Genomic DNA, 25,710 nt, shown 5'->3' with positions numbered 1-25,710 from the left:
CCGGATTCCTTTTAGGTTTCAAATTAAAACCAGAACCACAGTAGGTAATCTGGTTTCTTTTTGCAACCTGATAGGTCGAGGCTGTGCAATGCACAAAACAAAAGATCGCAGACAAGCTGCGATCTTTTGCGACTACCGAGGGCGGGGGATCAGCGCAGGGTATCGACCATGTCGGCAATGGTGGTCAGCACGTCTTTGCCCAGCTGTTTGGAGCGTTTGCCCGACCAGCCGGTAACGTTATCGGGATGGTCGTCGTGATCCTTGAACGGCATTTCCAGGGTCAGCGACAGGCAATCGTACTTCTGGCCGACGCTGTTGCATGCCAGGGTCATGTTGGCCTGGCCCGGTTCGTCACGCGTATAGCCGTACTTGGTCTGGAAGTCTTTGGTGGTGTGCTTAAGGTGAGTGCGGAAATGCTCTTCGAGCTTCTCGATTCGTGGTGTGTAACCCGGATTGCCTTCGCAACCGGCGGTAAACACGTGAGGGATGGTTTCATCGCCATGGGCGTCGAGAAATAGATCGACACCGTATTTTTCCATTTGCTGCTGCACGAAAAGCACTTCAGGACTGACTTCCTGACTGGCGTTCTGCCAGGCGCGGTTCAAGTCCTGGCCCATGGCGTTGGTGCGCAGGTGACCGTGGAAAGCGCCGTCCGGGTTCATGTTCGGCACCAAGTACAGATCGGCGCTGGCGAGCAACTTGTTCAATACCGGATCATCGTGTCTTTCCAGGCGCTCGATCACGCCTTCCACGAACCATTCGGCCATGTGTTCGCCCGGGTGTTGCTGGGCGATGATCCAGACTTTGCGCTGGCCTTCGGCACCTGTGCCTTTGCGCAGCAGCTGAATGTCGCGGCCTTCGACGCTCTTGCCGGTGGCCAGCAGTTCGGTGCCGGCCTTGGTCAGCGCTTGCTCGATCAGCCAGTCGTGGCGGCCACGGCTGTAGGGCTCAAAATAGGCGAACCACGCGTGGGTCTGGGTGGCTTCAAGCGAGAAACGCAGGCAGTCGCCTTCGAATATCGTCGGCACACGGAACCAGTTGACGTGATCGTAGGAAGCCACTGCCTGATAGCCTGGCCAGCCTTTGCTGTAAGTCGATTGGCTGGCGTTGTTCAGGCGAAACCAGTGTTCCTGGCCAACATGCAAACCGCTGGCCTTGAAGTGAAACCACTGGAAATGCGCGCTGCGGGTGTCCGGGCGGATGGCCAGAACCGGGTTGAGCGGATTACTGATATCGATGACTTGGATATTGCCGCTGTCGAAGTTGGCGCTGATGTCGAACGAAGATTTGGCCACGGTCATAATCGGTTCCTGAATATGATTTTTATGGCCGTTACTTTACACACAAGACAGGGGTGAAACCGAGGGGAATTGTGGAGTGGAGGCGGGGGCGTCCTCCATGACGCGGATGCAGCTTAGTGTGTATGCGATTGATTCTCAAGTGCTATCTGCCGTTAGTTTTCCCCAATGCAGCCGGGCTTGTCTTGCCAATCGATATTCTTTTGATATTATCCGCGCCATCGAATTTGCAGCATCTAAGACTTCATTAGCCTGAAGCTATAAGCCCGAAAAACGGGTAAAAAAAGACCCGGCAAAAAGCCGGGTCAAAAACCGTGATTAGCCTGATGAGGAGATAGTCCAGAAGACCGACCTAAGGTCTCTGGCCCATCGACTGATCTCGCGACCAGCTGCGTGCAATAATAATCATTATCATTTGCAAGTCAAATGTTTTCATCTGCTCGATTGGAAAATTCTTTCCTTGCGCACGATCTCTCGTACTCAGGTTTCTTCGCCATCGAGCGAGTGGTCGACCATCGCCCGCGCCATATCCACCATGTGCACCACCGAAAATGCCAGGTCACGGCTCGCACCCTGCAGGTTTTCTGCTGCCTTGAACGCGGTGGCTGCCGCGCATCGCAGCAGATCGGATGCGTGCACCAAGGCTTCTTCGCCACTGAGATGGCGCCGGACATCGAAGAAACGCTCATCGACCTCAGGTTCTGACACAGCTGGTTTCAAGTAATAGTCCAGTGCTCGCTGTGCCGCCGCGTTGCCTTGTGGCGAGGTGAACGTGGTGTCCATTTGCAGATCGGGCAAGTCTTTGCTGCTGATGTTCATGATGGCGGGCCACTCCTTGTTCGATTGAAAATCCGTGCTTTCAGAATAGTACGAAGTGTAGTTGTCACTAAAAATTAAATACTACAATTTGTGTTTTGTCGCGCGAAAGGCCTCCGCGTAAGGTGCCGCACATGGATAAATGGATTGAGTTGGTCAAGGCCAAGATGAGTGAACTCAAAGTCACTCAAACAGTGCTCGGAGAGCGCGTCGGTATGTCCCAGGGAGGGATCGGTCATTGGCTGAACAAACGTAGAGAACCGGGCATCACCGAAATGAATCGCGTGCTGCAAGCGCTGGGCATGGATTATCTGGAAGTGGTGCTGCTGATCCGCGAGCCGCAGGAGACGCCGGATGACGAGATGCCACTGGCGCAGAAGTACAACCCGTACTTCCGTTACCCGGTCAGTGACTGGCGCACACCGTGCGAAGTGCGCGAAAGTGGGCAGCCGGCCTATGCGCCCGCGACCGATAAACAGCGCTTCGAACTGACGGATTACCACGCCCGAGGTGCAGCGTTCTGGCTGACGGTGACAGGGGATTCGATGACCGCGCCCAGTGGCCCAAGCATTGCTGAAGGCATGTTGATTCTGGTGGATCCGGAGGTGGAGGCGGTACCCGGAAAATTGGTGATCGCCCAATGGCCGGAAAGCGATGAAGCGATTTTTCGCAAACTCGACGAAGAGGGCGGCCAGCGTTACCTGGTGCCGCTCAATCCGACCTGGCCGAAAGCCCTGTTTACCGATGAGTGTCGAATTATCGGCGTAGTGGTTCAGGCAACGGCGCGTTTCTAGTCAGATCGATCCTCGCCAGGCGTAGGATCGATCTTCATTTCACACGGCTTCCAGTTCAACCAAAGCACTGCCTTCGCCAACCATTTCGCCTTCCTGGCAATACAGCGCCTTGATCACTCCCGCGTGTGGCGCGCGGATGCTGTGTTCCATCTTCATGGCTTCCAGCACCACCAGTTGCGCACCGGCCTCGACCGATTGACCGGCTTCGACCAGAACCCGGACGATGCTGCCGTTCATTGGCGCAGTCAGCCCGCCTTGATGACCGTGGCTGGCTTCGACAGCGCTGATCGGGTCGTACGACTCGATACGCCGCAACTCGCCTTCCCACTGCAAATACAACGAATCGCCCTGACGGATAGCGCGCAAGTCACGACGCACGCCGTCGTGCTCGACAATCAGTGCTTCACCCAACAGTTTCGCGTTGCTACCTGCACCCAACGTCAACGCGCGATCCTGGCCCTCGCAACTCAAGTGCAGGGTGATTTCACGAGGCAGACCTGCCCGCAACCCACTATTAAATGCCCATGGCGAAGCAGGGTCATCTGCCCGTGCAACCGCTGGCAGGCTCTGCGCAAACGCCTGTGCCGCCATATTCCAGAACGCATCACTTAACTCGCTTGGAGCTGGCAACAGTTGCTCCTGATAACGCGGAATAAATCCGGTATCCAGCTCAGCCTCAGCAAACGCTGGGTGAGCGATGATCCGTCGCAGAAAATTGATATTGGTCTTCAAACCGCCAATCGCAAACTCGTCGAGCATGCTCAACAGCCTCAGGCGCGCCTGCTCACGATCCTCGCCCCAGGCAATCAGCTTGCCGAGCATCGGGTCGTAGAACGGCGAAATCTCGTCACCTTCCGCGACGCCGCTATCGACCCTGCGTCCTGGGCCGTCAGATGATTCGCGATACAACGCCAGACGTCCGGCGGCCGGCAGAAAGTCATTCGACGGATCCTCGGCATACAAACGTACTTCAATGGCATGGCCGTTGAGCGGCACTTGCTCCTGTGTCATCGGCAGCGCTTCGCCACGGGCAACGCGGATTTGCCATGCCACCAGATCCAGTCCGGTGATGGCCTCGGTCACCGGGTGCTCAACCTGCAACCGTGTGTTCATCTCCATAAAGAAGAATTCGCCGCGAGCATCGAGCAGGAATTCCACGGTTCCCGCGCCAACGTAGCCGATCGCCTGTGCCGAACGCACAGCGGCTTCGCCCATCGCTCGGCGCAGTTCTGGCGTAAGGCCCGGGGCCGGCGCCTCTTCGACGACTTTCTGATGGCGGCGCTGGATTGAGCAATCACGCTCATTGAGGTAAAGGCAGTTGCCGTGCTGATCGGCAAATACCTGGATTTCCACATGACGTGGCTTGAGCAGGTATTTCTCCACCAGCATCCGCGAATCGCCGAAGGACGATTGCGCTTCACGTTGAGCAGAGGCGAGGGCTTCGGCTAACTGGCTGACCTCCTCGACGACCTTCATGCCTTTGCCGCCACCACCGGCAGTGGCTTTGAGCAGCACCGGGTAACCGATGCGTTCGCAGGCATCACGGAAGGTCTCGAGGTCTTGCGCTTCGCCGTGATAACCCGGCACCAACGGCACGCCCGCCGTTTCCATTAGCGCTTTGGCGGCGGATTTGCTGCCCATGGCGTCGATGGCCGAGGCGGGCGGGCCGAGGAAGATCAGACCGGCCGCTTCGATGGCGCGGGCGAATCCGGCGTTCTCGGAAAGAAAGCCATAACCCGGATGAATCGCCTGCGCGCCGCTGGCCTTGGCCGCCGCGATCAGTTTGTCGATTTGCAGATAACTGTCGGCCGCTTTGCTGCCGCCCAGATCAACGCGGATATCTGCTTCACGGCTGTGTCGCGCCTCACGGTCGGTGGCGCTGTGCACGGCGACGGTTTTCAGACCCAGAGCCTTGGCGGTGCGCATGACACGGCAAGCGATTTCGCCACGGTTGGCCACCAGCAGGGTGGTGAGAACAGGTGCGCTCATCAACGCGGCTCCTTGGTAGTGGTTGCGGCTTGCCAGTTGGGCGGACGTTTTTGCAAAAAGGCGCGCAAGCCTTCCTGACCTTCTGGGCTGACGCGGATGCGGGCGATGGCGTTTTCGGTGTAGCGGCGCAGGGCTGGCGTCAGCGCGCCGTTGCCGACTTCACGCAACAGATCCTTGCTGGCGCGCATGGCAGCGGGGCTGTTGAGCAGCAGATTGTCGATCCATTGCTCGACCTGTTGCTCAAGTTCTGCGCTGGGATAACTTTCGGACAACAAGCCGATTTCCCGCGCACGCTGGCCACCAAAACGCTCGGCGGTCAGGGCATAGCGACGAGCTGCGCGTTCGCCGATGGCCTGCACCACAAACGGACTGATCACCGCAGGCGCCAGACCAATGCGCACCTCCGACAGGCAGAACTGCGCGTCATCGGCGCCAATCGCCATGTCGCAGCAACTGATCAGACCCAAAGCGCCACCGAACGCCGCGCCTTGCACCACGGCCAGGGTCGCAATCTTCAGTTTGGCGAGGTTGTACATCAACTCCGCCAGTTCCCGAGCGTCGTCGAGGTTGGTGTGATAGTCGAGTTCGGCCGATTGCTGCATCCACGCCAGATCGGCGCCGGCGCTGAAGTGCTTGCCGCGCCCGCGCACCAGCAGGAAACGCAGGCTGGCATCGCTGGCGACTTTGTCGAGGGCGAGGATCAGCTCGCGGATCATTTCGGCGTTGAAGGCGTTGTTCTTCTCTGCACGGTTGAGCCACAGAGTCGCAAAACCGCGTGGATCAGCCTGTAGTTCCAGGGTATTGAAATCGCTCATATTCATCCGTCTCCACGGTTTCTGTGGGAGCGAGCTTGCTCGCGAAGAACGATGACGCGGTCTTACCGATGAACCGCGCTGAATCCTTCGCGAGCAAGCTCGCTCCCACAAAAAAGCATCACATCCGGAACACGCCGAAGCGGCTCGGTTCGATAGGCGCGTTCAACGACGCGGACAAGGCCAGGGCCAATACATCGCGGGTCTGCGCCGGGTCGATGACGCCGTCGTCCCACAGCCGTGCGCTGGAATAGTAGGGGTGACCCTGTTCTTCGTACTGGTCGAGAATCGGCTGCTTGATCTCGGCTTCCTGCTCGGCGCTGAACGCCTGACCGCTGCGTTCCGCCTGTTCGCGCTTGACCTGCACCAAGACGCCGGCGGCCTGTTCGGCACCCATCACGCCAATCCGCGCGTTTGGCCACATCCACAGGAAGCGTGGATCGTAGGCGCGACCGCACATGCCATAGTTGCCTGCGCCAAAGCTGCCGCCGATGATCACGGTGAATTTCGGCACCTTGGCGCACGCCACAGCGGTCACCAGTTTTGCGCCGTGTTTGGCGATGCCGCCGGCCTCGTATTTCTGGCCGACCATGAAGCCGGTGATGTTTTGCAGAAACAGCAGTGGAATGCCGCGCTGGCAGGCCAGTTCGATGAAGTGCGCGCCTTTCTGCGCGGCTTCGGCGAAGAGAATGCCGTTGTTGGCGAGGATGGCGATCGGGTAGCCGTGCAGATGGGCGAAACCGCACACCAGCGTAGTGCCGAACAGTGCTTTGAATTCATCGAACACCGAACCGTCGACCAGCCGCGCAATCACTTCGCGGACATCGAACGGCTGCTTGGCGTCGGCCGAGACCACGCCGTACAGTTCATCGCTGGCGTAGAGTGGGGCAATCGGCGCGCGTTGTTGCAACTCGCCGAGCTTGCGCCAGTTGAGATTGGCGACACTGCGGCGGGCAAGGGCGAGGGCATGTTCGTCGCTCTCGGCATAATGGTCGGCCACCCCGGAAATCTTGCAGTGCACATCGGCGCCGCCCAGATCCTCGGCGCTGACCACTTCCCCGGTCGCGGCTTTCACCAGCGGCGGGCCGGCGAGGAAAATCGTTGCCTGGTTGCGCACCATGATCGCTTCGTCCGCCATCGCCGGCACGTAAGCGCCGCCGGCGGTGCATGAGCCCATGACCACGGCGATCTGCGGAATGCCCATCGCGCTCATGTTGGCCTGGTTGAAGAAGATCCGCCCGAAGTGTTCGCGATCCGGGAACACTTCGTCCTGACGTGGCAGGTTGGCGCCGCCCGAATCCACCAGATAAATGCACGGCAAGCGGTTTTGCTGGGCGATGGTCTGGGCGCGCAGATGTTTTTTCACGGTCAGCGGATAGTACGAGCCACCTTTCACCGTCGCATCGTTGGCGACGATCATGCATTCGACGCCTTCAACCCGGCCGATACCGGCGATCACGCCTGCGGCCGGAACGTCTTCGCCATATACGGCGTGGGCGGCCAACTGGCTGATTTCCAGAAACGGCGAGCCAGGATCGAGCAGGCGGTTGATGCGTTCACGCGGCAGCAGTTTGCCCCGTGAGGTGTGGCGTTCCTGGGCTTTCGCGCCGCCACCTTGTGCCACTTGGGCGAGCAGGGTGTGCAGGGCGTCGACCTGTTTGAGCATCGCCGCGCTGTTGGCGGCGAATTCCGCTGAACGAGGATTGAGCTGAGTGTGCAGGGTAGCCATGGCCAGCTCCGTTTAGCGGGTTTCGTTGAACAGTTCGCGACCGATCAGCATGCGACGAATCTCACTGGTGCCGGCGCCGATTTCGTACAGCTTGGCGTCACGCAGCAGACGACCGGCAGGGAATTCGTTGATGTAACCGTTACCGCCGAGAATCTGGATCGCGTCGAGGGCCATTTGCGTGGCGCGTTCGGCGGTGTAGAGGATTACGCCGGCAGCGTCCTTGCGCGTGGTTTCACCGCGCTCGCACGCCTGGGCTACCGCGTAGAGGTAGGCGCGGCTGGCGTTGAGTTGGGTGTACATGTCGGCGACTTTGCCTTGGATGAGCTGGAATTCACCGATGCTCTGGCCGAACTGCTTGCGGTCGTGGATGTACGGGACGATCAAATCCATGCACGACTGCATGATCCCGGTCGGGCCGCCGGACAGCACAACACGCTCGTAATCGAGGCCGCTCATCAGCACTTTCACGCCACCATTGAGCACGCCGAGGATGTTCTCTTGCGGCACTTCGACGTCATCGAAGAACAGCTCGCAGGTGTTGGAACCGCGCATGCCGAGCTTGTCGAACTTGCTGCTGCGGCTGAAGCCTTTCCAGTCGCGTTCGACGATAAATGCGGTGATGCCGTGTGCGCCTTTTTCCAGATCGGTCTTGGCGTAGATCACGTAGGTGTTGGCGTCGGGGCCGTTGGTGATCCAGGTTTTGCTGCCGTTCAGGACGTAGCGATCGCCACGTTTGTCGGCGCGCAATTTCATGGAAACCACGTCGGAGCCGGCGTTCGGCTCGCTCATCGCCAGGGCGCCGACGTGCTCGCCGCTGATCAGTTGCGGCAAGTATTTGGTTTTCTGTTCGTGGTTGCCGTTGCGGTTGATCTGGTTGACGCACAGATTTGAGTGCGCGCCGTAGGACAACGCCACCGAAGCCGAGCCACGGCTGATTTCTTCCATCGCCACCACGTGCGCCAGATACCCCAGACCGGCGCCGCCGTACTCTTCCGGGACGGTGATGCCGAGCAGGCCCATGTCACCGAATTTTCGCCACATGTCGGCGGGGAACAGGTTGTCGCTGTCGATCTGCGCCGCACGCGGGGCGATCTCTTTAGCGACAAAGGACTGAACCTGATCGCGCAGCATGTCGATGGTTTCACCGAGGGCGAAGTTCAGGGATGGGTAGCTCATGGGTCACCTTTTGGCTTTTTTGTAGGGTGGGGAGGGCGGTCACTCGGCTCTCACCTTGACGTTAACGTAAGCCTGCGATGAGTGGCTGTCAATCACACTTTACGTTAACGTCAACTTAGGCGAGAGTAAGGGCCGTTCAAGATTGAAAACGGACTGCACCATGTGGGAGCGAGCTTTTGTGGCGAGGGGATTTATCCCCGTTCGGCTGCGAAGCAGTCGTGAAATCTGTAAATCTGATTTGTCTGGAGGTATGCAGGGGGCGGCTTCGCCACCCAACGGGGATAAATCCCCTCGCCACAGTTGGCTCCCACAAAAAGTGCAATCCGGCAAACCCACTAATAAAGACAATAGGGGTCATCATGGATCAACCCAGTGCAAGCCCGCAGCACAGTTACACCCGTGGTTCCCAAGACCAAGCCTTGCTGGCGATGACCATCGGGCAGAAGTTCGACCAGACCGTCGCGCAATACCCGGACGGTGAGGCGTTGGTGGTGCGCCATCAGCAACTGCGCTACTCCTGGCGACAGCTCGCCGAAGCGGTGGATCTGCATGCCAGAGCTCTGCTGGCGTTGGGGTTGCAGTCTGGCGATCGACTGGGCATCTGGGCCCCGAATTGTGCGCAGTGGTGCATTACCCAATTCGCCACCGCTAAAATCGGGGTGATTCTGGTCAACATCAACCCGGCCTACCGCAGCTCCGAACTCGAATATGTCCTCAAGCAATCCGGCTGCAATTGGCTGGTTTGCGCCGGAGCATTCAAGACCTCCAACTATCACGGCATGTTGCAGGGACTGGTGCCGGAACTGGCGGAACAATCCATCGGCCAATTGCGCAGCGAGCGTCTGCCGGACCTGCGAGGGGTGATCAGCCTCGACGCAGAACCGCCGTCGGGGTTTCTGCCGTGGTCGCAATTGGCCGATCTGGCCGCCAGCGTCTTCCCCCAACAGCTACGTGAACGCAGCGACAGCCTGCACTTCGATCAACCGGTCAACATTCAGTACACCTCCGGCACCACCGGTTTCCCCAAGGGCGCGACCCTCAGCCACTACAACATTCTCAATAACGGTTACATGGTAGGCGAAAGCATTGGCCTGACGCCGCGTGACCGACTGGTGATCCCGGTGCCGCTGTATCACTGCTTCGGCATGGTCATGGGCAATCTCGGTTGCATCACCCACGGCAGCACAATGATTTACCCCAACGACGCGTTCGATCCGTTATTGACTCTGCAAACCGTCGCCGAAGAAAAAGCCACCGGGCTCTACGGCGTGCCAACCATGTTCATCGCCATGCTCGATCAGCCGCAGCGCGGCGAATTCGATCTGTCGAGCCTGCGCACCGGGATCATGGCTGGCGCCACTTGCCCGATCGAAGTCATGCGCCGGGTCATCAGCGAGATGCACATGAGTGAAGTGCAGATCGCCTACGGCATGACCGAAACCAGCCCCGTTTCGCTACAGACCGGGCCGAACGATGAGCTGGAACTGCGTGTAACCACCGTCGGCCGCACCCAGCCGCAACTGGAAAGCAAGATCATCGACGAGGCCGGCAACCTGGTGCCGCGTGGCACCATCGGCGAACTCTGCACCCGTGGTTACAGTGTGATGCTTGGCTACTGGAGCAATCCGCAGGCCACCGCCGAGGCCATTGATGGGGCAGGCTGGATGCACACCGGCGATCTGGCGAGCATGAACGACGACGGCTATGTGAACATCGCCGGACGCAACAAGGACATGATCATTCGCGGTGGCGAAAACGTTTATCCGCGTGAGCTGGAGGAGTTTTTCTTCACCCATCCGGCCGTGGCGGACGTGCAGGTGATCGGCATTCCGTGTTCACGGTACGGTGAGGAGATTGTTGCCTGGATCAAATTCCATCCCGGCCACAATGCTTCTGAGCTGGAGCTGCAAACCTGGTGCAAAGAGCGTATTGCGCACTTCAAGACACCGCGGCATTTCAAGTTTGTAGAAGAATTTCCGATGACCGTGACGGGCAAGATCCAGAAGTTCAAGATGCGGGAAATAAGCATCGAGGAACTGAAAACAATTGAGCGCTAACCACAATCACTGTGGGAGCTGGCTTGCCAGCGATGGCGTCAGGTCAGCCAGCATCAACGTTGAATGATCTACCGCAATCGCTGGCAAGCCAGCTCCCACAGGGATTGAGGGGATTCAGGAATCGCAGAATGCACAAAGGGGAGCCGAGGCTCCCCTTTAATTTTGTCGTCGCGTGCTCTTTTTTATTATTGAGGGTCGGTCTGTTGTTGTTTTTGGTAACCGTGGCCCTTTACCGCTGTTTTTGGCGACCCCCATCCGGGGTCAAGAGCAAACGTATTTTTTTGAGCGCTGATCTGCTTTCTCGTTAAACGATCCAACCGATTCGGGAGCTACCTGAAGGTAGTTTTATTATTCTCTGCCCGGTTGCGGGTCACTCCTGAGAGCACCCTGAAAAGCACACCTTCTCCAAAAAAATCTGTTAGCTGCGTCTCTGCCGTGTTGTTTTTGTTATGTCAGAGTCGTTACGTCTTATTTTTATTGGTTTGCCGCTTTTTATTCTTGTTATGCAATAGAGATAGCAGAACGCGTGCCAACTTTAAAAAACCATTACAAATCAATGACTTGATCTTTTACCGGGTTTTATCGCCTGGCCAAAGCCAGACAATTTGTTTCCGTGTTACTCGCTTGCGCCCACATTGCGGACGCAGCGGTAACACCGTTGGCCTCACTGTGCGTTACGCGCCTTGGCCACACGCGACCCGCTCGGGCGACCGAGCACCGCGCTGATTTGCTGGCCCGCGGCAATCAAGGCGTCCAGGTCGATTCCAGTGTCGATCCCCAGGCCGTTGAGCAGGTACACCACGTCTTCGGTGGCGACGTTTCCGCTCGCGCCTTTAGCGTACGGGCAGCCGCCGAGGCCGGCGATAGAGCTGTCGAACACCGCGATGCCTTCAAGCAGACTGGCGTAGATGTTGGCCATGGCCTGGCCATAGGTATCATGAAAGTGCCCGGCGAGTTTTTCTCTTGGCACCTGCGCCGAAACCACTTCAAACAGGTGACGAGTCGCGCCAGCGGTGCCGGTACCGATGGTGTCGCCGAGCGACACTTCGTAGCAGCCCATCGCGTACAACTCGCGCGCCACCATGGCCACTTGCTCCGGCGCGACCGTGCCCTCGTAAGGGCAACCGAGCACACAGGAAACGTAACCGCGCACGGTAACGCCATGCTGTTTCGCCGCGTCCATGATCGGCGCAAATCGCGCCAGGCTTTCACTGATCGAACAGTTGATGTTGCGTTGCGAGAACGCTTCGGATGCAGCGGCGAACACCGCGACTTCCTTGACCCCGGCAGCGACGGCGTCTTCAAAACCACGCAGGTTCGGCGCCAGAGCACCGTAGGTTACGCCGGGTTTACGCTGGATTTGCGCGAACACCTCGGCGGACCCAGCCATCTGCGGCACCCATTTCGGTGAGACGAAACTGCCGACTTCTATATAGCCAAGTCCTGCGGCGCTCAAGGCGTCGACCAGTTGCACCTTGTCAGCCACGCTGATGGGTTGGGCTTCGTTCTGTAGGCCATCGCGTGGGCCGACTTCGATCAGGCGTACTTGGGAGGGGAGGGACATGGGCTGACCTGCTCACATTTTGAATTCATGGAGAACCCTGTGGGAGCGGGCTTGCCCGCGATGGCGTCGGGTCAGTCAACACTAATGCTGGATGTTCCGGCCTAATCGCGGGCAAGCCCGCTCCCACAGGAAATGAGTGATGGCTGATTACTGCGCCACTTGCTGGCTCTTTAGAGTCTGCTCCAACGCTTGCACGCAGCGCTCTTCGGCGGTATCGAGCTCCAGTTTCATCTGTTCGATATCCAGCAACTGCTGCTCCAGTTGTTCCCGGCGCTCGCTGATTTTCGCCAGCATGCTGTTGAGTTGTTTGGTGTTACCGCTGGACGGGTCGTAGAGTTCGATCAGTTCGCGGCATTCGGCCAGCGAGAAACCGATGCGCTTGCCACGCAGGATCAGCTTCAGGCTGACCTTGTCGCGAGGCGAATAGATACGTTCCTGGCCGCGACGCTCAGGGCTGAGCAGGCCTTGCTCTTCATAAAAGCGAATCGCCCGGGTGGTGATGTCCAGCTCGCGGGCGAGGTCGGAAATGCTGTAGGTCTGGCTGCTCATGAAAGCGCTCGAAAAAAGGTCTTGGCGCTAAGCTAATGGCAGGTTGACGTTTACGTCAAGAAGGATGAATCGTTGTTGTCAGGGTTGGCCTCTTCGCGAGCAAGCTCGCTCCCACAGTAGGTCTGTTTTGAATACAAAATAGGTGACCGGCCGAGAACCCTGTGGGAGCGAGCTTGCTCGCGATGGCCGCAATGCGGTGCAAAGTCCTACACCTTATCCAGCTTCTTCTCATGCGCCGTCACCTGCTGGCACAGCTCGATCATCTGCTCGCGCATCCAGCGATTCGCCGGGTCTTGATCGGTGCTCTCATGCCAATACAGATGTGTCTCCACCGGCGGCACATCGTTGACCGGCAGATTAAACGCATGCAGTTCATGGCGACGGGCAAAACGCTCCGGCACGGTCATGACCATATCGGTCTGCTGCATCACCTGGGACGCCATCAAATAATGCTGCGAGCGCAGAGCAATCTTGCGTTGAATGCCCATTTTGCCCAGCGCCAGATCGACATAGCCCAGACCACTGCGACGGCTGGAAATATGGATGTGGGTCAGTGACAGATAGTCATCGAGGCTGAGTTTTTCCTTGCCCGCCATCGGATGGCCCTTACGCATCGCGCAAACGTAGCGGTCTTCCATCAGTTTGACGTGGCGCACCTGCGGGTCGGTGTTGAGCGGCGCATCCACGGCAAAATCCAGACGCCCGGCCGCCAGTTCCTTGGTGGTTTCGCGACGTTTGGACAGAAAACTTTCGATAATTACCGTCGGCGCCAAACGGCGCAATCGCTGGAACAGAGGCGGCAGAATCACAGCTTCGGTGAGGTCGGTCATGCTGATGCGGTAGGTCTTGGCCGCTTGCGCCGGGTTGAAAATACGACTTTCCTGAACCGACACGCGCAACAGCGACAGAGCGTTGCGCACCGGGCCGATGATGTTCTGCGCCATTGGCGTTGGCACCATGCCCTGAGCCGTGCGTACGAAGAGCGGGTCGTTGAACGTCTCGCGCAACCGCGCCAGCGCGTTGGACACCGCCGGCTGAGTGATGCCGACAATCTGCCCGGCACGGGTCAGGTTGGCTTCGGTATAGATCGCGTCGAAGACGATGAAAAGGTTGAGGTCGACCTTGCTCAGATTCATAACGCGGCTTCTCTTGTTTTTAAGGGCAGGTGTTTTGGGGGCTGACGATCAGCCGATCATATATCGGTGATGAATGTTAATACACGCCGAGAATAGGCTAGGTAAATTATCAACGCTGTTCTAGCATCGATTGCATGACTTAAACAACCTCTGCCCAACAAGGTAATTGCTCATGGATTTCGCTTATTCGCCCAAGGTGCAAGAACTGCGTGAGCGCGTAACCGCGTTCATGGACACTTACGTTTACCCGGCCGAAGCCGTGTTCGAACGCCAGGTTGCCGAAGGCGATCGCTGGCAGCCGACGGCGATCATGGAGGAGCTCAAAGCCAAGGCCAAGGCTGAGGGGTTGTGGAATCTTTTTCTGCCGGAATCGGAACTCGGCGCCGGTCTGACCAACCTGGAATACGCACCCCTGGCGGAAATCATGGGTCGCTCCCTGCTCGGGCCGGAGCCGTTCAACTGCTCGGCGCCGGACACCGGCAACATGGAAGTGCTGGTGCGTTATGCCAACGAAGAACAGAAACAGCGCTGGCTCGAACCGCTGCTGCGCGGCGAGATCCGCTCGGCGTTTGCCATGACCGAACCGGACGTCGCCTCGTCCGACGCCACCAACATGGCCGCCCGCGCCGTGCGTGATGGCGACGAGTGGGTGATCAACGGCAAGAAATGGTGGACCTCCGGCGCCTGCGATCCACGCTGCAAAATCCTCATCTTCATGGGCCTGAGCGATCCCGATGCGCCGCGCCACGCGCAGCACTCGATGATCCTGGTGCCGGTCGACACCCCCGGCGTGAAAATTGTCCGTCCGCTGCCGGTGTTCGGTTACGACGACGCGCCGCATGGTCACGCTGAAGTGCTGTTCGACAACGTACGCGTTCCATACGAAAACGTCCTTTTGGGTGAAGGACGCGGCTTCGAAATCGCTCAGGGTCGCCTGGGCCCAGGTCGAATTCACCACTGCATGCGTTCGGTTGGCATGGCGGAACGTGCGTTGGAATTGATGTGCAAACGTTCGGTGAGCCGCACTGCGTTCGGCAAACCACTGGCGCGTCTGGGCGGTAACGTCGACAAGATCGCCGACTCACGGATGGAAATCGACATGGCGCGCCTGCTGACGCTAAAAGCGGCGTACATGATGGACACCGTCGGCAACAAAGTGGCGAAGAGCGAGATCGCACAGATCAAGGTAGTCGCGCCGAACGTGGCATTGCGCGTGATCGATCGGGCGATCCAGATGCATGGCGGGGCAGGGGTATCGAACGATTTCCCGCTGGCCTACATGTACGCCATGCAAAGGACCCTGCGCCTGGCCGACGGCCCGGACGAAGTGCACCGCGCGGCGATCGGCAAGTTCGAGATCGGCAAATATGTGCCGAAGGAAATGCTGCGTAGCGGTCAGTAAGACCGCGTCGCCCGCTTCGCGAGCAAGCTCGCTCCCACATTCAACCGCATTCCATCAGAAGAAATGCTATCAAATGTGGGAGCGAGCTTGCTCGCGAAGGGGTCCATACATGCAACACATCAACACTTGGCTCAATAAACCCAAACCTCAACCCGCCGATTCTTGATCCTGCCTTCATCCGCGCTATTGGCCGCCACCGGCATCTGCGCGCCAAACCCGCGTACTTCGCGCAACACCACGCCGCTTTTCACCAACTCACGCCGCACGGCCATCGCGCGCAATTTGGACAGCAAGTCCGCCCGCGCCGGGTCGTCCTTGACGTCGCCAAACCCCACCAGCGTTACCGAGCGTTCGGTTTTGTCGTGGCGCTTTATATAGTCGAAAACCCGGGCCAGATCCTGGCGGGCCTTGTTGTCGAGGCTGGCACTGCCTTCCTCGAAGCGGAAGTTCACTGTCAGACGTTGGGCGTGACGGCTGAGGGATTGATAACCCTCGGGCATCAGCGCATTCGGTGCGACGGTCATCGCATGCACGGTCTGACTGATAAAACCATTGGCCGCGACGATCGCCTGGCCCTGACGACTTTGCGCAAACGCTACCAATGCCTTGGCCCATGGGTTTTGACTGTCGGGTGGCAGATAGAAGAACAATCGTCGCGACAGTGGATAGTCTTCGGTGGCGATCAAGCTGTTGAGTGGCGGCATTGATTGCGAGGCGCCATCGGCTATCGCCACCGCTTTGGCCTGGCGCACGTACGGCAAACCGATGAAGCCGATGCCCTGCGGGTCGCTGCTGACGGCGTCGGATAACTGCTCGCTGGATTCAAACCGTTTCGCAGCGCTACTCAGACTTTTCCCACGGCGACTCAGGACCAGTTCCTTAAACGTGTCGTATGTGCCGGACTGATCATCCCGCGCATATAAATGAATGGCACCGCCACGCCCGCCGAGTTCTTCCCAGGTTTTTACCGCTCCACTGAAGATCCGCGCCAGTTGCTCGGTGTCCAGTTGCTGCAATGGATTGTCGGGATGAAGGATGATCGCCAAGCCATCGATGGCGATGACTTGCTCGGCGGCCGCGCTTTTAAGATCACCGAGGGATTGCAGGCTGACGAGCTCGCTGTCCTTGATCTCGCGGGAAGACGCGGCCAGATCGGCGCTGGCGTTTTTCAATGCGACGAATCCGGTACTCGAACCGTGGGCGGCAACTTCCACGACAACGCGTTGACCTTGCGCAGTCTGGCCGACGATGCGTAGTTCATTGGCGGTGTCCGGAGTTTCGCGGTGGATTTTCAGCAGACCTTGCTCTTGCAGCAATCCTTCAACCAGTGCCGGGCCGAGTTCGGCGCCGATGGTGTTGGAACCCTGGATTCGCAGTGCGGGGCCGTTTTGCGCAATGGGCAGGGCAGCGGCGGAGACCTTCAGCCATGCGCTCAACAGAAACACGAATAGAACACGCAGGGTCATGCCGGCACCAATTGAAGCCAAGGGGATTGCCGGGGAGATTAAGTCAGAAAGATTTCTGAAAGATGACAGTGATCTAATTGTGGGAGCGAGCTTGCTCGCGAATGAGGCGTGTCAGGCACCTATTCCTGGACTGACACTCTGCATTCGCGAGCAAGCTCGCCGCCACAGGGGATTCCACGCGATTCGGCGATCAGCTCAGTTCAAGCCAGATCGGCGCATGATCCGACGGTTTTTCCATGCCGCGCAGTTCGTAGTCGACACCCGCCGCTTTGACCCGTGGCAGCAAACCGTTGGACGCCAGAATCACGTCAATGCGCAACCCACGCTTCGGCTGGTCTTCAAAACCACGGCTGCGGTAGTCGAACCAACTGAACATGTCGGTCACGTCCGGGTTCAGGTGACGGTAGCTGTCGGTCAGGCCCCAGTTTTTCAGGCGGGCCATCCACTCGCGCTCTTCCGGCAGAAAGCTGCATTTGCCGGTTTTCAGCCAGCGCTTCATGTTGTCCGGACCGATGCCGATGTCACAGTCTTGCGGGGAGATGTTCACATCGCCCATCACCACCACCGGCTGTTCGTTGTTGAACTGGCTTTCCAGCAGGGTTTGCAGATCGTTGTAGAAACGCTGCTTGGCGGGGAATTTGGTTGGATGGTCGCGGCTTTCGCCCTGTGGGAAATAGCCGTTCATGATCGTCACCGGTACGCCGTTTGCGTCAGCGAAAGTGCCCCAGATGAAGCGGCGCTGGGCGTCTTCTTCGTCAGTCGCGAAACCCTTGTGGATGGCAATCGGCTCCTGACGCGAGAGCATTGCCACGCCGTAATGGCCTTTCTGGCCGTGGTAATACACGTGGTAGCCAAGGGCGCGTACTTCTTCCAGCGGGAACTGGTCGTCGTGGACCTTGGTTTCCTGCAGACCGATCACGTCCGGCTGGTGTTTTTCGATCAGCGCTGCCAGCTGATGCGGACGGGCGCGCAGTCCGTTGATGTTGAAGGAAACAATCTTCATGGTCGGCAGTCCTGGCAAAAGGGCGATGCTAGCTGACATGTGGGATGGGGGCCAGTGTGGGGTAAGCGGATTCACTTTGTTCTGTCAGAAATGTGTCGTCTGCACCGACCTCTTCGCGAGCAAGCTCGCTCCCACAGGGGGATGCGCTCCAAATGTGGGAGCGAGCTTGCTCGCGAAGAGGCCGGCAAAATCGATGAAGATCCTGAGTTGGTCTATACCTGTGGGGAACCGCACCCTCACAAAAAGGTTCGTACCACAAGAGCGCTGCCATTCAAGCGGTGCCAGGGGAGATTCACTGACATGCCTGAAACCCAGACCGCCATCGCCGACATTCATATGCTCGACCGCGGCTATTCCCGCGAAGCGCGATCCCTGTTGTATCAAGCCTATCGCCACGAGCCGACCTTCAGTTACCTGTTCGAAGCCGAGCGTCCCGGATACGAGCAGCGCGTGCGGGCAACGGTGCGCGAACTGGTCAAACAGCACTTCTTGCAGGATTTGCCCGCCATCGGTCTGCTGGTCAACGACCGCCTGATCGGCATCGCCCTTATCGCGCCGCCGCAACGCCGCTTGGGCATCACCGAAAGCTGGGCCTGGCGCTTGCGTATGGTGCTCAGCACTGGCTTTCGCTGCACCCGGCGCTATCTGGAATACCACGATGCCGTCGCCGCGTGCGTGCCGAGCGATTCGGTGCACATGCTGCCGTTGCTCGGTATTCATCCGCAGTTCCAGGGCAAGCACTTCGGCGAGCAACTGCTGACCGCCGTACATAACTGGTGTGCAGTCGACGAAACTTCCCAAGGCGTGGTGCTCGACACCGGCAATCCGCGATATCTGGAATTCTACAAACGTCAGGGTTACGAGGAGATCGGCGAAGTTGCCGTCGGTCCTGTGCGCGAGCATGTATTTTTCCATGCCAATCCGCAGGTGTTACAAACTGCAACCGCATAACCATCGAACTTTTCGAGACAAGTCTGGTTCTATCACGCTCCCAAGCTCGTGATAGCATCCGCGCCTATGAAGTTTCCAGGAAGATTTACCAGTGGCGTGCTCATGCTGTTATCCAGCTGCGCGGCGCTGGCGCAAAGTGAATTGGATGTGCGGATCAAACCGTCCAACGATGAACTCAAGGCCAATATAGAAGGCTATATCGGCAGCCTCGGTGACCGTGACGAAGAAGCCTTGCTGCGCTTCAGTCGCGGTGCCGAGGAGCAGGCGCGCAAGGCCGCGCAGGCCTTGGGCTACTACCAGCCGCAGATCGACAGCGATGTGAAGGGCGGCGACAAACCGCGCCTGGTGCTGAACATCGATCCCGGCGAGCCGATCCGTTTGCGCAACGTCACCATCCGCGTCGACGGGCCCGCGGCCTCCTTCAAATCCTTTCGCGTACCGAAGGCCGACGTGCTCAAACCCGGCGCGGTGCTCAACCATGGTCGCTACGAAGACGCCAAGCGGCTGATCCAGAATCAGGCCTCACGCTTCGGCTATTTCAGCGGCCATTTCACCCGCCAGAAACTCTTGGTCGACCCGCGCGCAGGCGTTGCCGATGTCGAACTGATCTACGAAAGCGGCCCGCGTTATGCGCTGGGCAAAGTCAGTTTCGAAGGGGATACGCCGTTCGACGAAGACTTGTTGCAACGCATGGTGCCGTTCAAACCGGGCGAGCCTTACGACTCCGAACTGATCGCCGAACTCAACCGCGATCTGCAATCGAGCGGCTACTTCGAAGGCGTGCGGGTCGACGCTGCGCCGACTGCGGCAAAAAATGACGTAATCCCGGTGGACGTCAAACTCGACACGCGCAAGCCGCGCACCATGGGTCTGGGTCTCGGTTATTCCACCGACGTCGGCCCACGGATCAAAGCCAACTGGACGCGTCACTGGGTCAATCCGCAGGGCGACAGTTATGGCTGGGAAGCCGAGCTCTCGGCGCCTCGACAAAACGTCGGGCTGTTCTACGACATTCCGCTCGACCCGCCGCTGACCGACAAATTGCGTTGGGCCGGCGGCTATCAATACGAAGACATCGACGGCTCCGACACGCTAAGCAAGCTGCTGACCTTCGGCCCGGAATGGCACAGCAAGTTGCCGAGCGGCTGGCAACGGGTGATCTCGCTGAAATGGCAACGTGAGGAATATCAGCTCGGTGACGACTCGGGCTTGAGTACCTTGCTGATGCCCGGCATCAGCTATTCGTACCTGAAAAGCGACAACCGCATCGACCCGCACAACGGCTATCGTCTGACCTTTGAAAGCAAAGTCGCGAAGGAGGGCGTCGGCTCCGACACCAACCTTTTATATGGCACCGCGCTGGTCAAGGGCTTGACTACGGTGTTCGACAAGCACCGTTTGCTCGGTCGCGTGCAGGTCGGCGGCAGCGCCACCAACGGTTACAAATCGGTCCCGCCGTCGTTGCGCTTCTTTGCCGGTGGCGACCAGAGCGTGCGCGGTTACGACTACCAGAGCCTGTCCCCGGAAAACTCCGATGGCGACCGCATCGGTGGCCGCTACATGGTCGCTGGCAGCGTTGAATATCAATATTCCGTCGCCGAGAAATGGCGGGTCGCGACCTTCGTCGACCAAGGCAACTCTTTCAACAAACTCGAACTGCCGAACCTCAAGACCGGGGTCGGTATCGGTGTGCGCTGGGTCTCGCCGGTGGGGCCGATCCGCCTCGACCTGGCCCATGCGCTCGACGATGATGGCGGCATCCGGCTGCACTTTTCCATGGGGCCTGAGCTGTGAAGCGTGGTTTGAAAATAACGGCATTGACGCTGTTGGCGTTGGTTGTGTTGATTGTATTGAGTGTGGCCGTCGTGCTCGGAACCAAGACCGGCAGCCGCTGGGCGCTCGGTCTGGTGCCGGGCTTGAGCACGGAGAATTTCCAGGGTCGCCTCGGCGGACAATGGAGCGCCGATCATCTGGTGTGGCAGCAAGACACCAGCCGGGTCGAACTGGACAAAGCTATCTTCGCCTGGTCGCCGCTGTGCCTGACGCGCATGACGCTGTGCATCGATCAGCTCAAGGCTGATCGGGTTGTCCTGCAATTCCCGCCGAGTGAAGAAACCACCGAAAGCGGCCCGATCAAACTGCCGGATCTGCAATTGCCGCTCGGCCTCGAACTGGGCGATGTGCAGGTCGGTAGTTTGCTGTTTAACGGCAGCGAGCAACTCAAAGGCCTGCAACTGGCGGCGCACTGGACCGCCAAAGGCCTGCAGATCGACAGCGTGAAATTGCAGCGCGATGAGCTGAGCCTGAACTTGTCCGGGTTACTCCAGCCCACCGGTAACTGGCCGCTGAACATCGCCGGCGATCTGACCCTGCCGTCTCCGGGCACCGATCCATGGACACTGGCGTTGAAAATCGACGGCGATCTGTTGAAGACCCTCAACCTGCACGCCGACAGCCGTGGCTACCTCAATGGCCAGTTAAGCGGCGAATTACAACCGCTGGCGGAAAACCTGCCGGCCAAGGTGCGCATCACTTCTGAGGCATTCAAACCGAGCGCTGATCTGCCGGACACCTTGCAACTCAATCAATTGCTGCTGACCGGCGAGGGCGACCTGAAAAACGGTTACCAATTGCTCGGCAACGCCACGCTCCCAGCCGAGAAAGGCCCGGTGGCGTTGTTGCTAAAAGGCAAGGTTGACGCCAGCGGTGCGCAGATCGCCGGGCTCGACCTGAGCGCCAACGACAAGCAAAGCCTAAAACTCACCGGCAGCGTTGACTGGAGCAAGGGCCTGACGGCTCAAGCGAATATCAACTGGCAGGATTTTCCGTGGCATCGGCTCTATCCGGAAATCGACGAGCCACAAGTCGCCTTGCGTACCTTCATCGGGGAAGTGTCCTACACCGACGGTCAATACATCGGTAACTTCGCCGCCGCACTGGATGGCCCGGCGGGCGCATTCAGCCTGAGCAGTCCGTTCAGTGGCAGCCTAAAGCAGATCGCTTTGCCGCAACTGAAAATGGAAGCCGGGCAGGGCAAGGCTGAAGGGCACGTGAGCGTGCAGTTTGCCGACGGCATCGCTTGGGATGCGTCGCTGGTTCTGTCGGCGCTCAACCCGGCGTATTGGGTTGCAGAATTGCCGGGCACCTTGGCCGGGCCGTTGAAAAGCCAAGGCGAGATGAAGAACGAGCGCTTGAGCCTGACTGCCGATCTCGACCTCAAAGGAAAACTGCGCGGCCAACCGGCGATTCTCCAGGCCAAGGCTGACGGCGCTGGCGAGCAGTGGAATCTGAATGCCCTGCAAATCCGCCTTGGCGACAACAGCATCAGCGGCAAGGGCAGTCTGCAACAGAAAATCACCGGGCAGATCGACATCAAGCTGGCGCGTCTGGCCCAGCTGTGGCCAGAACTGCGCGGGCAGATCAACGGCCAGGTCAACGTCGCCGGCACGCTGAAAGCACCGCAAGGCAAGCTCGGTCTGCAAGGTTCGCAGCTGGCCTTTCAGGATAATCGCCTGCAAAGCCTCAACCTCGACGCCACCCTCGACAGCGCACAGCGCGCGAAAATCGATTTGAAGGGCAGCGGCATTCAGGCAGGCGAGACCTCACTGGGCACACTGACCGCCAGCGCCCAGGGCGACATCAAGAGCCAGAAGCTCAACCTCGACCTGCTCGGGCCAAAGCTGAAACTGGCCCTTGGCCTGGGCGGCAATCTGGACAAGGGCAATTGGCGCGGACGCCTGGCCAGCGGCGACATTCAGGCCGGCGGCCAGGATTGGAAACTGCAAAGCCCGGCCAGGCTCGAACGCCTGGCGGACGGTAAAATCAATTTCGGCGCCCATTGCTGGATGTCCGGCAGTGCCAGCTTCTGCGGTGAAGACCAACGGCTGATGCCCGAGCCGAAACTGCGTTACCACCTCAAACAATTCCCGATTGAAAGCCTCGCGCAATGGCTGCCGAAAGACTTCGCCTGGCAGGGCAGGCTCAATGCCGATCTGCAACTGGACTTGCCGGCCAGCGGCCCCAATGGCGTGGTCAGTATCGATGCCAGCGGTGGCACCTTGCGCATGCGTGATAAGGGCCAGTGGCTCGACTTCCCGTACCAGACGCTGAAACTCACCAGCAAACTCACCCCGAAACGTATTGACACCGACCTCAACTTCGTCGGCGGCAAACTCGGCGAACTGATGGTGCAGGCGCAGCTCAATCCGCTGCCGAAAAACAAACCGCTGAGCGGCTCGTTTCGTCTCACCGGGCTGGACCTGTCCGTGGCGCGGCCGTTTGTGCCGATGGTCGAGAAACTCACCGGGCACCTCAATGGCAGCGGCACGATCTCCGGTGGTTTGCTCGCGCCGCTGGTCAATGGCATGGTGCAACTCAGCGACGGCGAACTGTCTGGTGCCGAGTTGCCGACTGAGCTGCAGGATCTGCAACTCAAAGCGGTGATCGCCGGTGAAACGGTGCGCCTGGACGGTGGCTGGAAAAGCGGCAGGAGCGGGCAAGGCAGCCTGACCGGTAACATCGCCTGGGGCCAGGCGCTGGTGGTCGATCTGGCACTCAAGGGCACGCAGTTACCGGTCAGCGTCGAGCCGTACGCCAAGCTCGAAGTGGCGCCGGACCTGAAAATTTCCATGGCCGGCGATGAGCTGAAAATTGCCGGTAAAGTGCTGGTGCCCAAGGGCGAAATTACCGTGCGTGAATTGCCGCCATCGACGGTGAAGGTCTCCGATGACACGATCATCCTCGGCGCGCAGACCGAACAGGGCAAACCACCCATCGCCATGAAAATGGACATCGACGTGGTGGTCGGCCAAGACAAGTTGAGCTTCGCCGGTTTTGGCCTGACCGCCAATCTGCAAGGTCAGGTGCATATCGGCGACAACATGGACACCCGTGGCGAACTGTGGCTCAACGACGGGCGTTATCGCGCCTACGGTCAGCGCCTGACGGTGCGGCGTGCGCGTCTGTTGTTCGCCGGGCCGATCGATCAGCCGTATCTGGACATTGAAGCGATCCGCCAGACCGACGATGTGATCGCCGGTATTCGCCTGAGCGGCAGCGCGGAACAACCGACCACGCAGATCTTCTCCGAGCCGGCGATGAGTCAGGAGCAGGCGCTGTCCTACCTGGTCCTCGGCCGTCCGTTGAGCACCAACGGCGAAGACAACAACATGCTCGCGCAAGCGGCGTTGGGCCTGGGCTTGATGGGCAGCTCTGGTGTGACCAGTGGCCTGGCCAAGGATCTGGGTATTCAGGATTTCCAGCTCGACACCCAGGGCAGCGGCGACACCACCAGCGTGGTGGCCAGCGGCAATATCTCCGAGAAGCTCAGTTTGCGATATGGCGTTGGTGTGTTTGAACCGGCCAGCACCATTGCCCTGCGTTACAAGCTGAGCAAGAAGGTTTACGTCGAAGTCGCCAGCGGCGTGGCCAGTTCGCTGGACATCTTCTACAAGCGCGATTTCTAGTTAGAAGTGCCGATAACCGGATCGCCGCGCCGCGATCCGGTTCTCTCAGGATGTATTAGACTCAGCGGACTTGAAAGCCGCGCGGGCCGTTGCCTGACGCCTCATAGGTTGGTCTTATGGTCCGCTTGAGCATGATCCTGCTCGGTAACGATTTTGTCCGAAAGCGCTGGTCATCGTTGGCCCTGACCGGTGTGGTCTGGGGCGCTGCCGGCGTGGCGATATTCATCGATGCGCTGGACGGCGTGATGTATTTTCCGCTGCATTTTTTCGGTTATCTGCTGTTGCTCGATGCTTTGATCATTTTGCTGGTGCCGGCACCACACACCGGCACCTCTGCTGCTTTGCGCAAAGCGCGCGGTGTAGCTTTCCTGATACTCGGGCTGCTGATCGTCGACAGGCAATATGCCGCCGGCCTGATTCTCGCGGTGCTGTTTGGCGGGGCTTTTCTGGTCGATGGCGGCTTTCGTCTGGCAGCGGCAGTGGTCGTGCGTTTTGTCGGCTGGCGACTGTCATTGCTGACGGGGTTGTTCGAAATCGGTTTTGGCCTGTTCATCCTCGAACCGTACCCGACGCTCTATAAGGGCACGGTGCCGTTTTGCATTGGCATGAGCATTTTCCTCTCGGGAAGTGCCTTGCTGCGCCAGGCCATCCGCTTCAAAAACTGGCAGTCGCCGATCTCCATTTCCCCGGTCAGCGCGCCGGCATGCAGCAACGCACTGGTGATCCATGTCTGGACACCCAGCGGCACAGTTGACGACACCTTGGTGCGCAATCGCCTGCTCAACCGCTACATCGCGGCGGTCGATATCAATGGCGTCATCTCCGCCGGCCACGCCGCACTCGAATGCGGGCCGGACATCTACATCAGCCACTATCCGCAGGACGACATTGATCGTTCGGCCGGGGATTTCGTGCGGTTGTTGCGGGCCACTCCCAACAACGATGTCGCCGGCAGGTTTTTACCCGACTACCCGAGCGAGGTCGCCGACTGGTGCCCGTCTTCGGTTCAGGTCAGTTTTGCCCATTACGATGCCCAGCGATTGGCCGGGTTCTGGGCCAATTATCGGCAGAACGCCACCTACAACCTCACCAGCCGCAATTGTTCCAGCGCCGTCGCCCATAGCCTGGAAGCAGCCCTTGAAGGCGCGATGAATCGCGGCAAATCAAGCATGCTGGATTTCGCCCGGATCATCATCAGCCCCGAATTCTGGGTCGCGGCCCAAGTGCGCAAGCGCGCCGAAGCCATGGCCTGGACGCCCGGTCTGGTGCTCGATTACGCCCGGGCATTGCGTGCCGCCGTCGAGCCAGCACCACCGGGCTGGCACAGCATGTTCGCGGGCACGAAACGCGCCTGCGGCTATGTGGCCACTGCCTTGCGTGGGCGCGAAGTGCGTCCGGTGCAACCGCCATCGGCACCACCAGCCCGTCCTTCTGACGAATCCTGACTGACCTCAGACCGAGTCGCTGCCTTCGCGAGCAAGCTCGCTCCCACACTGGATCCTT

The 25,710-nt window shown here is 59.2% G+C and carries 18 protein-coding genes; 7 read left to right on the top strand and 11 right to left on the bottom strand.

The window, feature by feature from the left end; translation table 11 throughout:
- Nucleotides 1-149: 149 nt before the first annotated feature.
- Together ACIQVE_RS01370 and ACIQVE_RS01365 are read right to left on the bottom strand one after the other, a co-directional pair.
- On the bottom strand, nt 150-1,301 hold the full coding sequence (locus tag ACIQVE_RS01370) for a M14-type cytosolic carboxypeptidase (protein ID WP_402803787.1): 1,152 nt from the start codon (nt 1,299-1,301) through the stop codon (nt 150-152).
- A 477-nt stretch (nt 1,302-1,778) separates the two neighbouring features.
- Nucleotides 1,779-2,117 (bottom strand): DUF6124 family protein, encoded by a 339-nt coding sequence (locus ACIQVE_RS01365; RefSeq protein WP_042559920.1) that lies wholly within the window; start codon nt 2,115-2,117, stop codon nt 1,779-1,781.
- 131 nt (nt 2,118-2,248) lie between these two features.
- On the opposite strand from ACIQVE_RS01365, the gene ACIQVE_RS01360 reads away from it, so the two are divergent.
- Nucleotides 2,249-2,908 (top strand): LexA family protein, encoded by a 660-nt coding sequence (locus ACIQVE_RS01360; protein ID WP_402803784.1) that lies wholly within the window; start codon nt 2,249-2,251, stop codon nt 2,906-2,908.
- A gap of 39 nt (nt 2,909-2,947) precedes the next feature.
- On the opposite strand, the gene ACIQVE_RS01355 is transcribed toward ACIQVE_RS01360, so the two are convergent.
- The 4 genes from ACIQVE_RS01355 to ACIQVE_RS01340 form a co-directional block, all read right to left on the bottom strand.
- On the bottom strand, nt 2,948-4,897 hold the full coding sequence (locus ACIQVE_RS01355) for an acetyl/propionyl/methylcrotonyl-CoA carboxylase subunit alpha (RefSeq protein ID WP_402803782.1): 1,950 nt from the start codon (nt 4,895-4,897) through the stop codon (nt 2,948-2,950).
- Nucleotides 4,897-5,712: a gamma-carboxygeranoyl-CoA hydratase gene (locus ACIQVE_RS01350; RefSeq protein ID WP_402803780.1), complete on the bottom strand. Its 816-nt coding sequence runs from the start codon at nt 5,710-5,712 to the stop codon at nt 4,897-4,899. The genes ACIQVE_RS01355 and ACIQVE_RS01350 overlap by 1 nt, the downstream gene beginning before the upstream one ends.
- A 118-nt stretch (nt 5,713-5,830) precedes the next feature.
- Nucleotides 5,831-7,438, bottom strand: a complete 1,608-nt coding sequence (locus ACIQVE_RS01345) for a carboxyl transferase domain-containing protein (protein ID WP_210699735.1) — start codon at nt 7,436-7,438, stop codon at nt 5,831-5,833.
- A 12-nt stretch (nt 7,439-7,450) separates the two neighbouring features.
- Nucleotides 7,451-8,614, bottom strand: a complete 1,164-nt coding sequence (locus ACIQVE_RS01340; RefSeq protein ID WP_402803777.1) for an isovaleryl-CoA dehydrogenase — start codon at nt 8,612-8,614, stop codon at nt 7,451-7,453.
- A 359-nt stretch (nt 8,615-8,973) separates the two neighbouring features.
- Here ACIQVE_RS01340 and ACIQVE_RS01335 point away from each other — a divergent pair, with 359 nt between their 5' ends.
- Nucleotides 8,974-10,671, top strand: coding sequence for an AMP-binding protein (locus tag ACIQVE_RS01335; protein ID WP_402803775.1), 1,698 nt, complete (start codon nt 8,974-8,976; stop codon nt 10,669-10,671).
- Between the two features lie 664 nt (nt 10,672-11,335).
- Here the strand turns inward: ACIQVE_RS01335 and ACIQVE_RS01330 are convergent.
- From ACIQVE_RS01330 to ACIQVE_RS01320, 3 genes are all read right to left on the bottom strand, one after another.
- Complete coding sequence (locus ACIQVE_RS01330) at nt 11,336-12,235, bottom strand: hydroxymethylglutaryl-CoA lyase (protein WP_339477644.1); 900 nt, start codon at nt 12,233-12,235, stop codon at nt 11,336-11,338.
- Between the two features lie 147 nt (nt 12,236-12,382).
- Nucleotides 12,383-12,784: a MerR family DNA-binding transcriptional regulator gene (locus ACIQVE_RS01325; protein ID WP_007951507.1), complete on the bottom strand. Its 402-nt coding sequence runs from the start codon at nt 12,782-12,784 to the stop codon at nt 12,383-12,385.
- 206 nt (nt 12,785-12,990) lie between these two features.
- Nucleotides 12,991-13,920 carry a LysR family transcriptional regulator gene (locus ACIQVE_RS01320; RefSeq protein ID WP_339431992.1) on the bottom strand — a complete coding sequence of 310 codons (930 nt, stop codon included), beginning with the start codon at nt 13,918-13,920 and terminating at the stop codon, nt 12,991-12,993.
- 172 nt (nt 13,921-14,092) lie between these two features.
- On the opposite strand from ACIQVE_RS01320, the gene ACIQVE_RS01315 reads away from it, so the two are divergent.
- Nucleotides 14,093-15,322, top strand: coding sequence for an acyl-CoA dehydrogenase (locus ACIQVE_RS01315; protein ID WP_402803772.1), 1,230 nt, complete (start codon nt 14,093-14,095; stop codon nt 15,320-15,322).
- 131 nt (nt 15,323-15,453) lie between these two features.
- Here ACIQVE_RS01315 and ACIQVE_RS01310 read toward each other — a convergent pair whose 3' ends face one another.
- Together ACIQVE_RS01310 and xthA are read right to left on the bottom strand one after the other, a co-directional pair.
- On the bottom strand, nt 15,454-16,788 hold the full coding sequence (locus ACIQVE_RS01310; protein ID WP_402803770.1) for a substrate-binding domain-containing protein: 1,335 nt from the start codon (nt 16,786-16,788) through the stop codon (nt 15,454-15,456).
- 190 nt (nt 16,789-16,978) lie between these two features.
- The gene (xthA, locus tag ACIQVE_RS01305) at nt 16,979-17,791 is read right to left on the bottom strand and encodes an exodeoxyribonuclease III (RefSeq protein WP_402803768.1); all 813 of its coding nucleotides are present in this window, start codon (nt 17,789-17,791) and stop codon (nt 16,979-16,981) included.
- Nucleotides 17,792-18,091: 300 nt separating this feature from the next.
- Here xthA and ACIQVE_RS01300 point away from each other — a divergent pair, with 300 nt between their 5' ends.
- From ACIQVE_RS01300 to ACIQVE_RS01285, 4 genes are all read left to right on the top strand, one after another.
- Nucleotides 18,092-18,742, top strand: coding sequence for a GNAT family N-acetyltransferase (locus tag ACIQVE_RS01300; protein ID WP_402803766.1), 651 nt, complete (start codon nt 18,092-18,094; stop codon nt 18,740-18,742).
- Nucleotides 18,743-18,808: 66 nt separating this feature from the next.
- Nucleotides 18,809-20,536 carry an autotransporter assembly complex family protein gene (locus ACIQVE_RS01295; protein ID WP_402803764.1) on the top strand — a complete coding sequence of 576 codons (1,728 nt, stop codon included), beginning with the start codon at nt 18,809-18,811 and terminating at the stop codon, nt 20,534-20,536.
- Nucleotides 20,533-24,207 (top strand): translocation/assembly module TamB domain-containing protein, encoded by a 3,675-nt coding sequence (locus ACIQVE_RS01290; protein WP_402803762.1) that lies wholly within the window; start codon nt 20,533-20,535, stop codon nt 24,205-24,207. The genes ACIQVE_RS01295 and ACIQVE_RS01290 overlap by 4 nt, the downstream gene beginning before the upstream one ends.
- Before the next feature lie 116 nt (nt 24,208-24,323).
- Nucleotides 24,324-25,652 carry an HdeD family acid-resistance protein gene (locus tag ACIQVE_RS01285; RefSeq protein ID WP_402803760.1) on the top strand — a complete coding sequence of 443 codons (1,329 nt, stop codon included), beginning with the start codon at nt 24,324-24,326 and terminating at the stop codon, nt 25,650-25,652.
- Nucleotides 25,653-25,710 lie beyond the last annotated feature (58 nt).

It is taken from the genome of Pseudomonas sp. NPDC098747 (assembly GCF_044760045.1).
Taxonomy (GTDB): domain Bacteria; phylum Pseudomonadota; class Gammaproteobacteria; order Pseudomonadales; family Pseudomonadaceae; genus Aquipseudomonas.
Note: the sequence above shows the minus strand (reverse complement) of the source record. Positions and strands in the feature narration are given on the sequence as shown.

Excerpts from the sequence above, each read along its gene's own strand:
- ACIQVE_RS01370 (WP_402803787.1), bottom strand. The coding sequence starts at position 1,301 with ATGACCGTGGCCAAATCTTCGTTCGACATCAGCGCCAACTTCGACAGC.
- ACIQVE_RS01365 (WP_042559920.1), bottom strand. The coding sequence starts at position 2,117 with ATGAACATCAGCAGCAAAGACTTGCCCGATCTGCAAATGGACACCACG.
- ACIQVE_RS01360 (WP_402803784.1), top strand. The coding sequence starts at position 2,249 with ATGGATAAATGGATTGAGTTGGTCAAGGCCAAGATGAGTGAACTCAAA.
- ACIQVE_RS01355 (WP_402803782.1), bottom strand. The coding sequence starts at position 4,897 with ATGAGCGCACCTGTTCTCACCACCCTGCTGGTGGCCAACCGTGGCGAA.
- ACIQVE_RS01350 (WP_402803780.1), bottom strand. The coding sequence starts at position 5,712 with ATGAGCGATTTCAATACCCTGGAACTACAGGCTGATCCACGCGGTTTT.
- ACIQVE_RS01345 (WP_210699735.1), bottom strand. The coding sequence starts at position 7,438 with ATGGCTACCCTGCACACTCAGCTCAATCCTCGTTCAGCGGAATTCGCC.
- ACIQVE_RS01340 (WP_402803777.1), bottom strand. The coding sequence starts at position 8,614 with ATGAGCTACCCATCCCTGAACTTCGCCCTCGGTGAAACCATCGACATG.
- ACIQVE_RS01335 (WP_402803775.1), top strand. The coding sequence starts at position 8,974 with ATGGATCAACCCAGTGCAAGCCCGCAGCACAGTTACACCCGTGGTTCC.
- ACIQVE_RS01330 (WP_339477644.1), bottom strand. The coding sequence starts at position 12,235 with ATGTCCCTCCCCTCCCAAGTACGCCTGATCGAAGTCGGCCCACGCGAT.
- ACIQVE_RS01325 (WP_007951507.1), bottom strand. The coding sequence starts at position 12,784 with ATGAGCAGCCAGACCTACAGCATTTCCGACCTCGCCCGCGAGCTGGAC.
- ACIQVE_RS01320 (WP_339431992.1), bottom strand. The coding sequence starts at position 13,920 with ATGAATCTGAGCAAGGTCGACCTCAACCTTTTCATCGTCTTCGACGCG.
- ACIQVE_RS01315 (WP_402803772.1), top strand. The coding sequence starts at position 14,093 with ATGGATTTCGCTTATTCGCCCAAGGTGCAAGAACTGCGTGAGCGCGTA.
- ACIQVE_RS01310 (WP_402803770.1), bottom strand. The coding sequence starts at position 16,788 with ATGACCCTGCGTGTTCTATTCGTGTTTCTGTTGAGCGCATGGCTGAAG.
- xthA (WP_402803768.1), bottom strand. The coding sequence starts at position 17,791 with ATGAAGATTGTTTCCTTCAACATCAACGGACTGCGCGCCCGTCCGCAT.
- ACIQVE_RS01300 (WP_402803766.1), top strand. The coding sequence starts at position 18,092 with ATGCCTGAAACCCAGACCGCCATCGCCGACATTCATATGCTCGACCGC.
- ACIQVE_RS01295 (WP_402803764.1), top strand. The coding sequence starts at position 18,809 with ATGAAGTTTCCAGGAAGATTTACCAGTGGCGTGCTCATGCTGTTATCC.
- ACIQVE_RS01285 (WP_402803760.1), top strand. The coding sequence starts at position 24,324 with ATGGTCCGCTTGAGCATGATCCTGCTCGGTAACGATTTTGTCCGAAAG.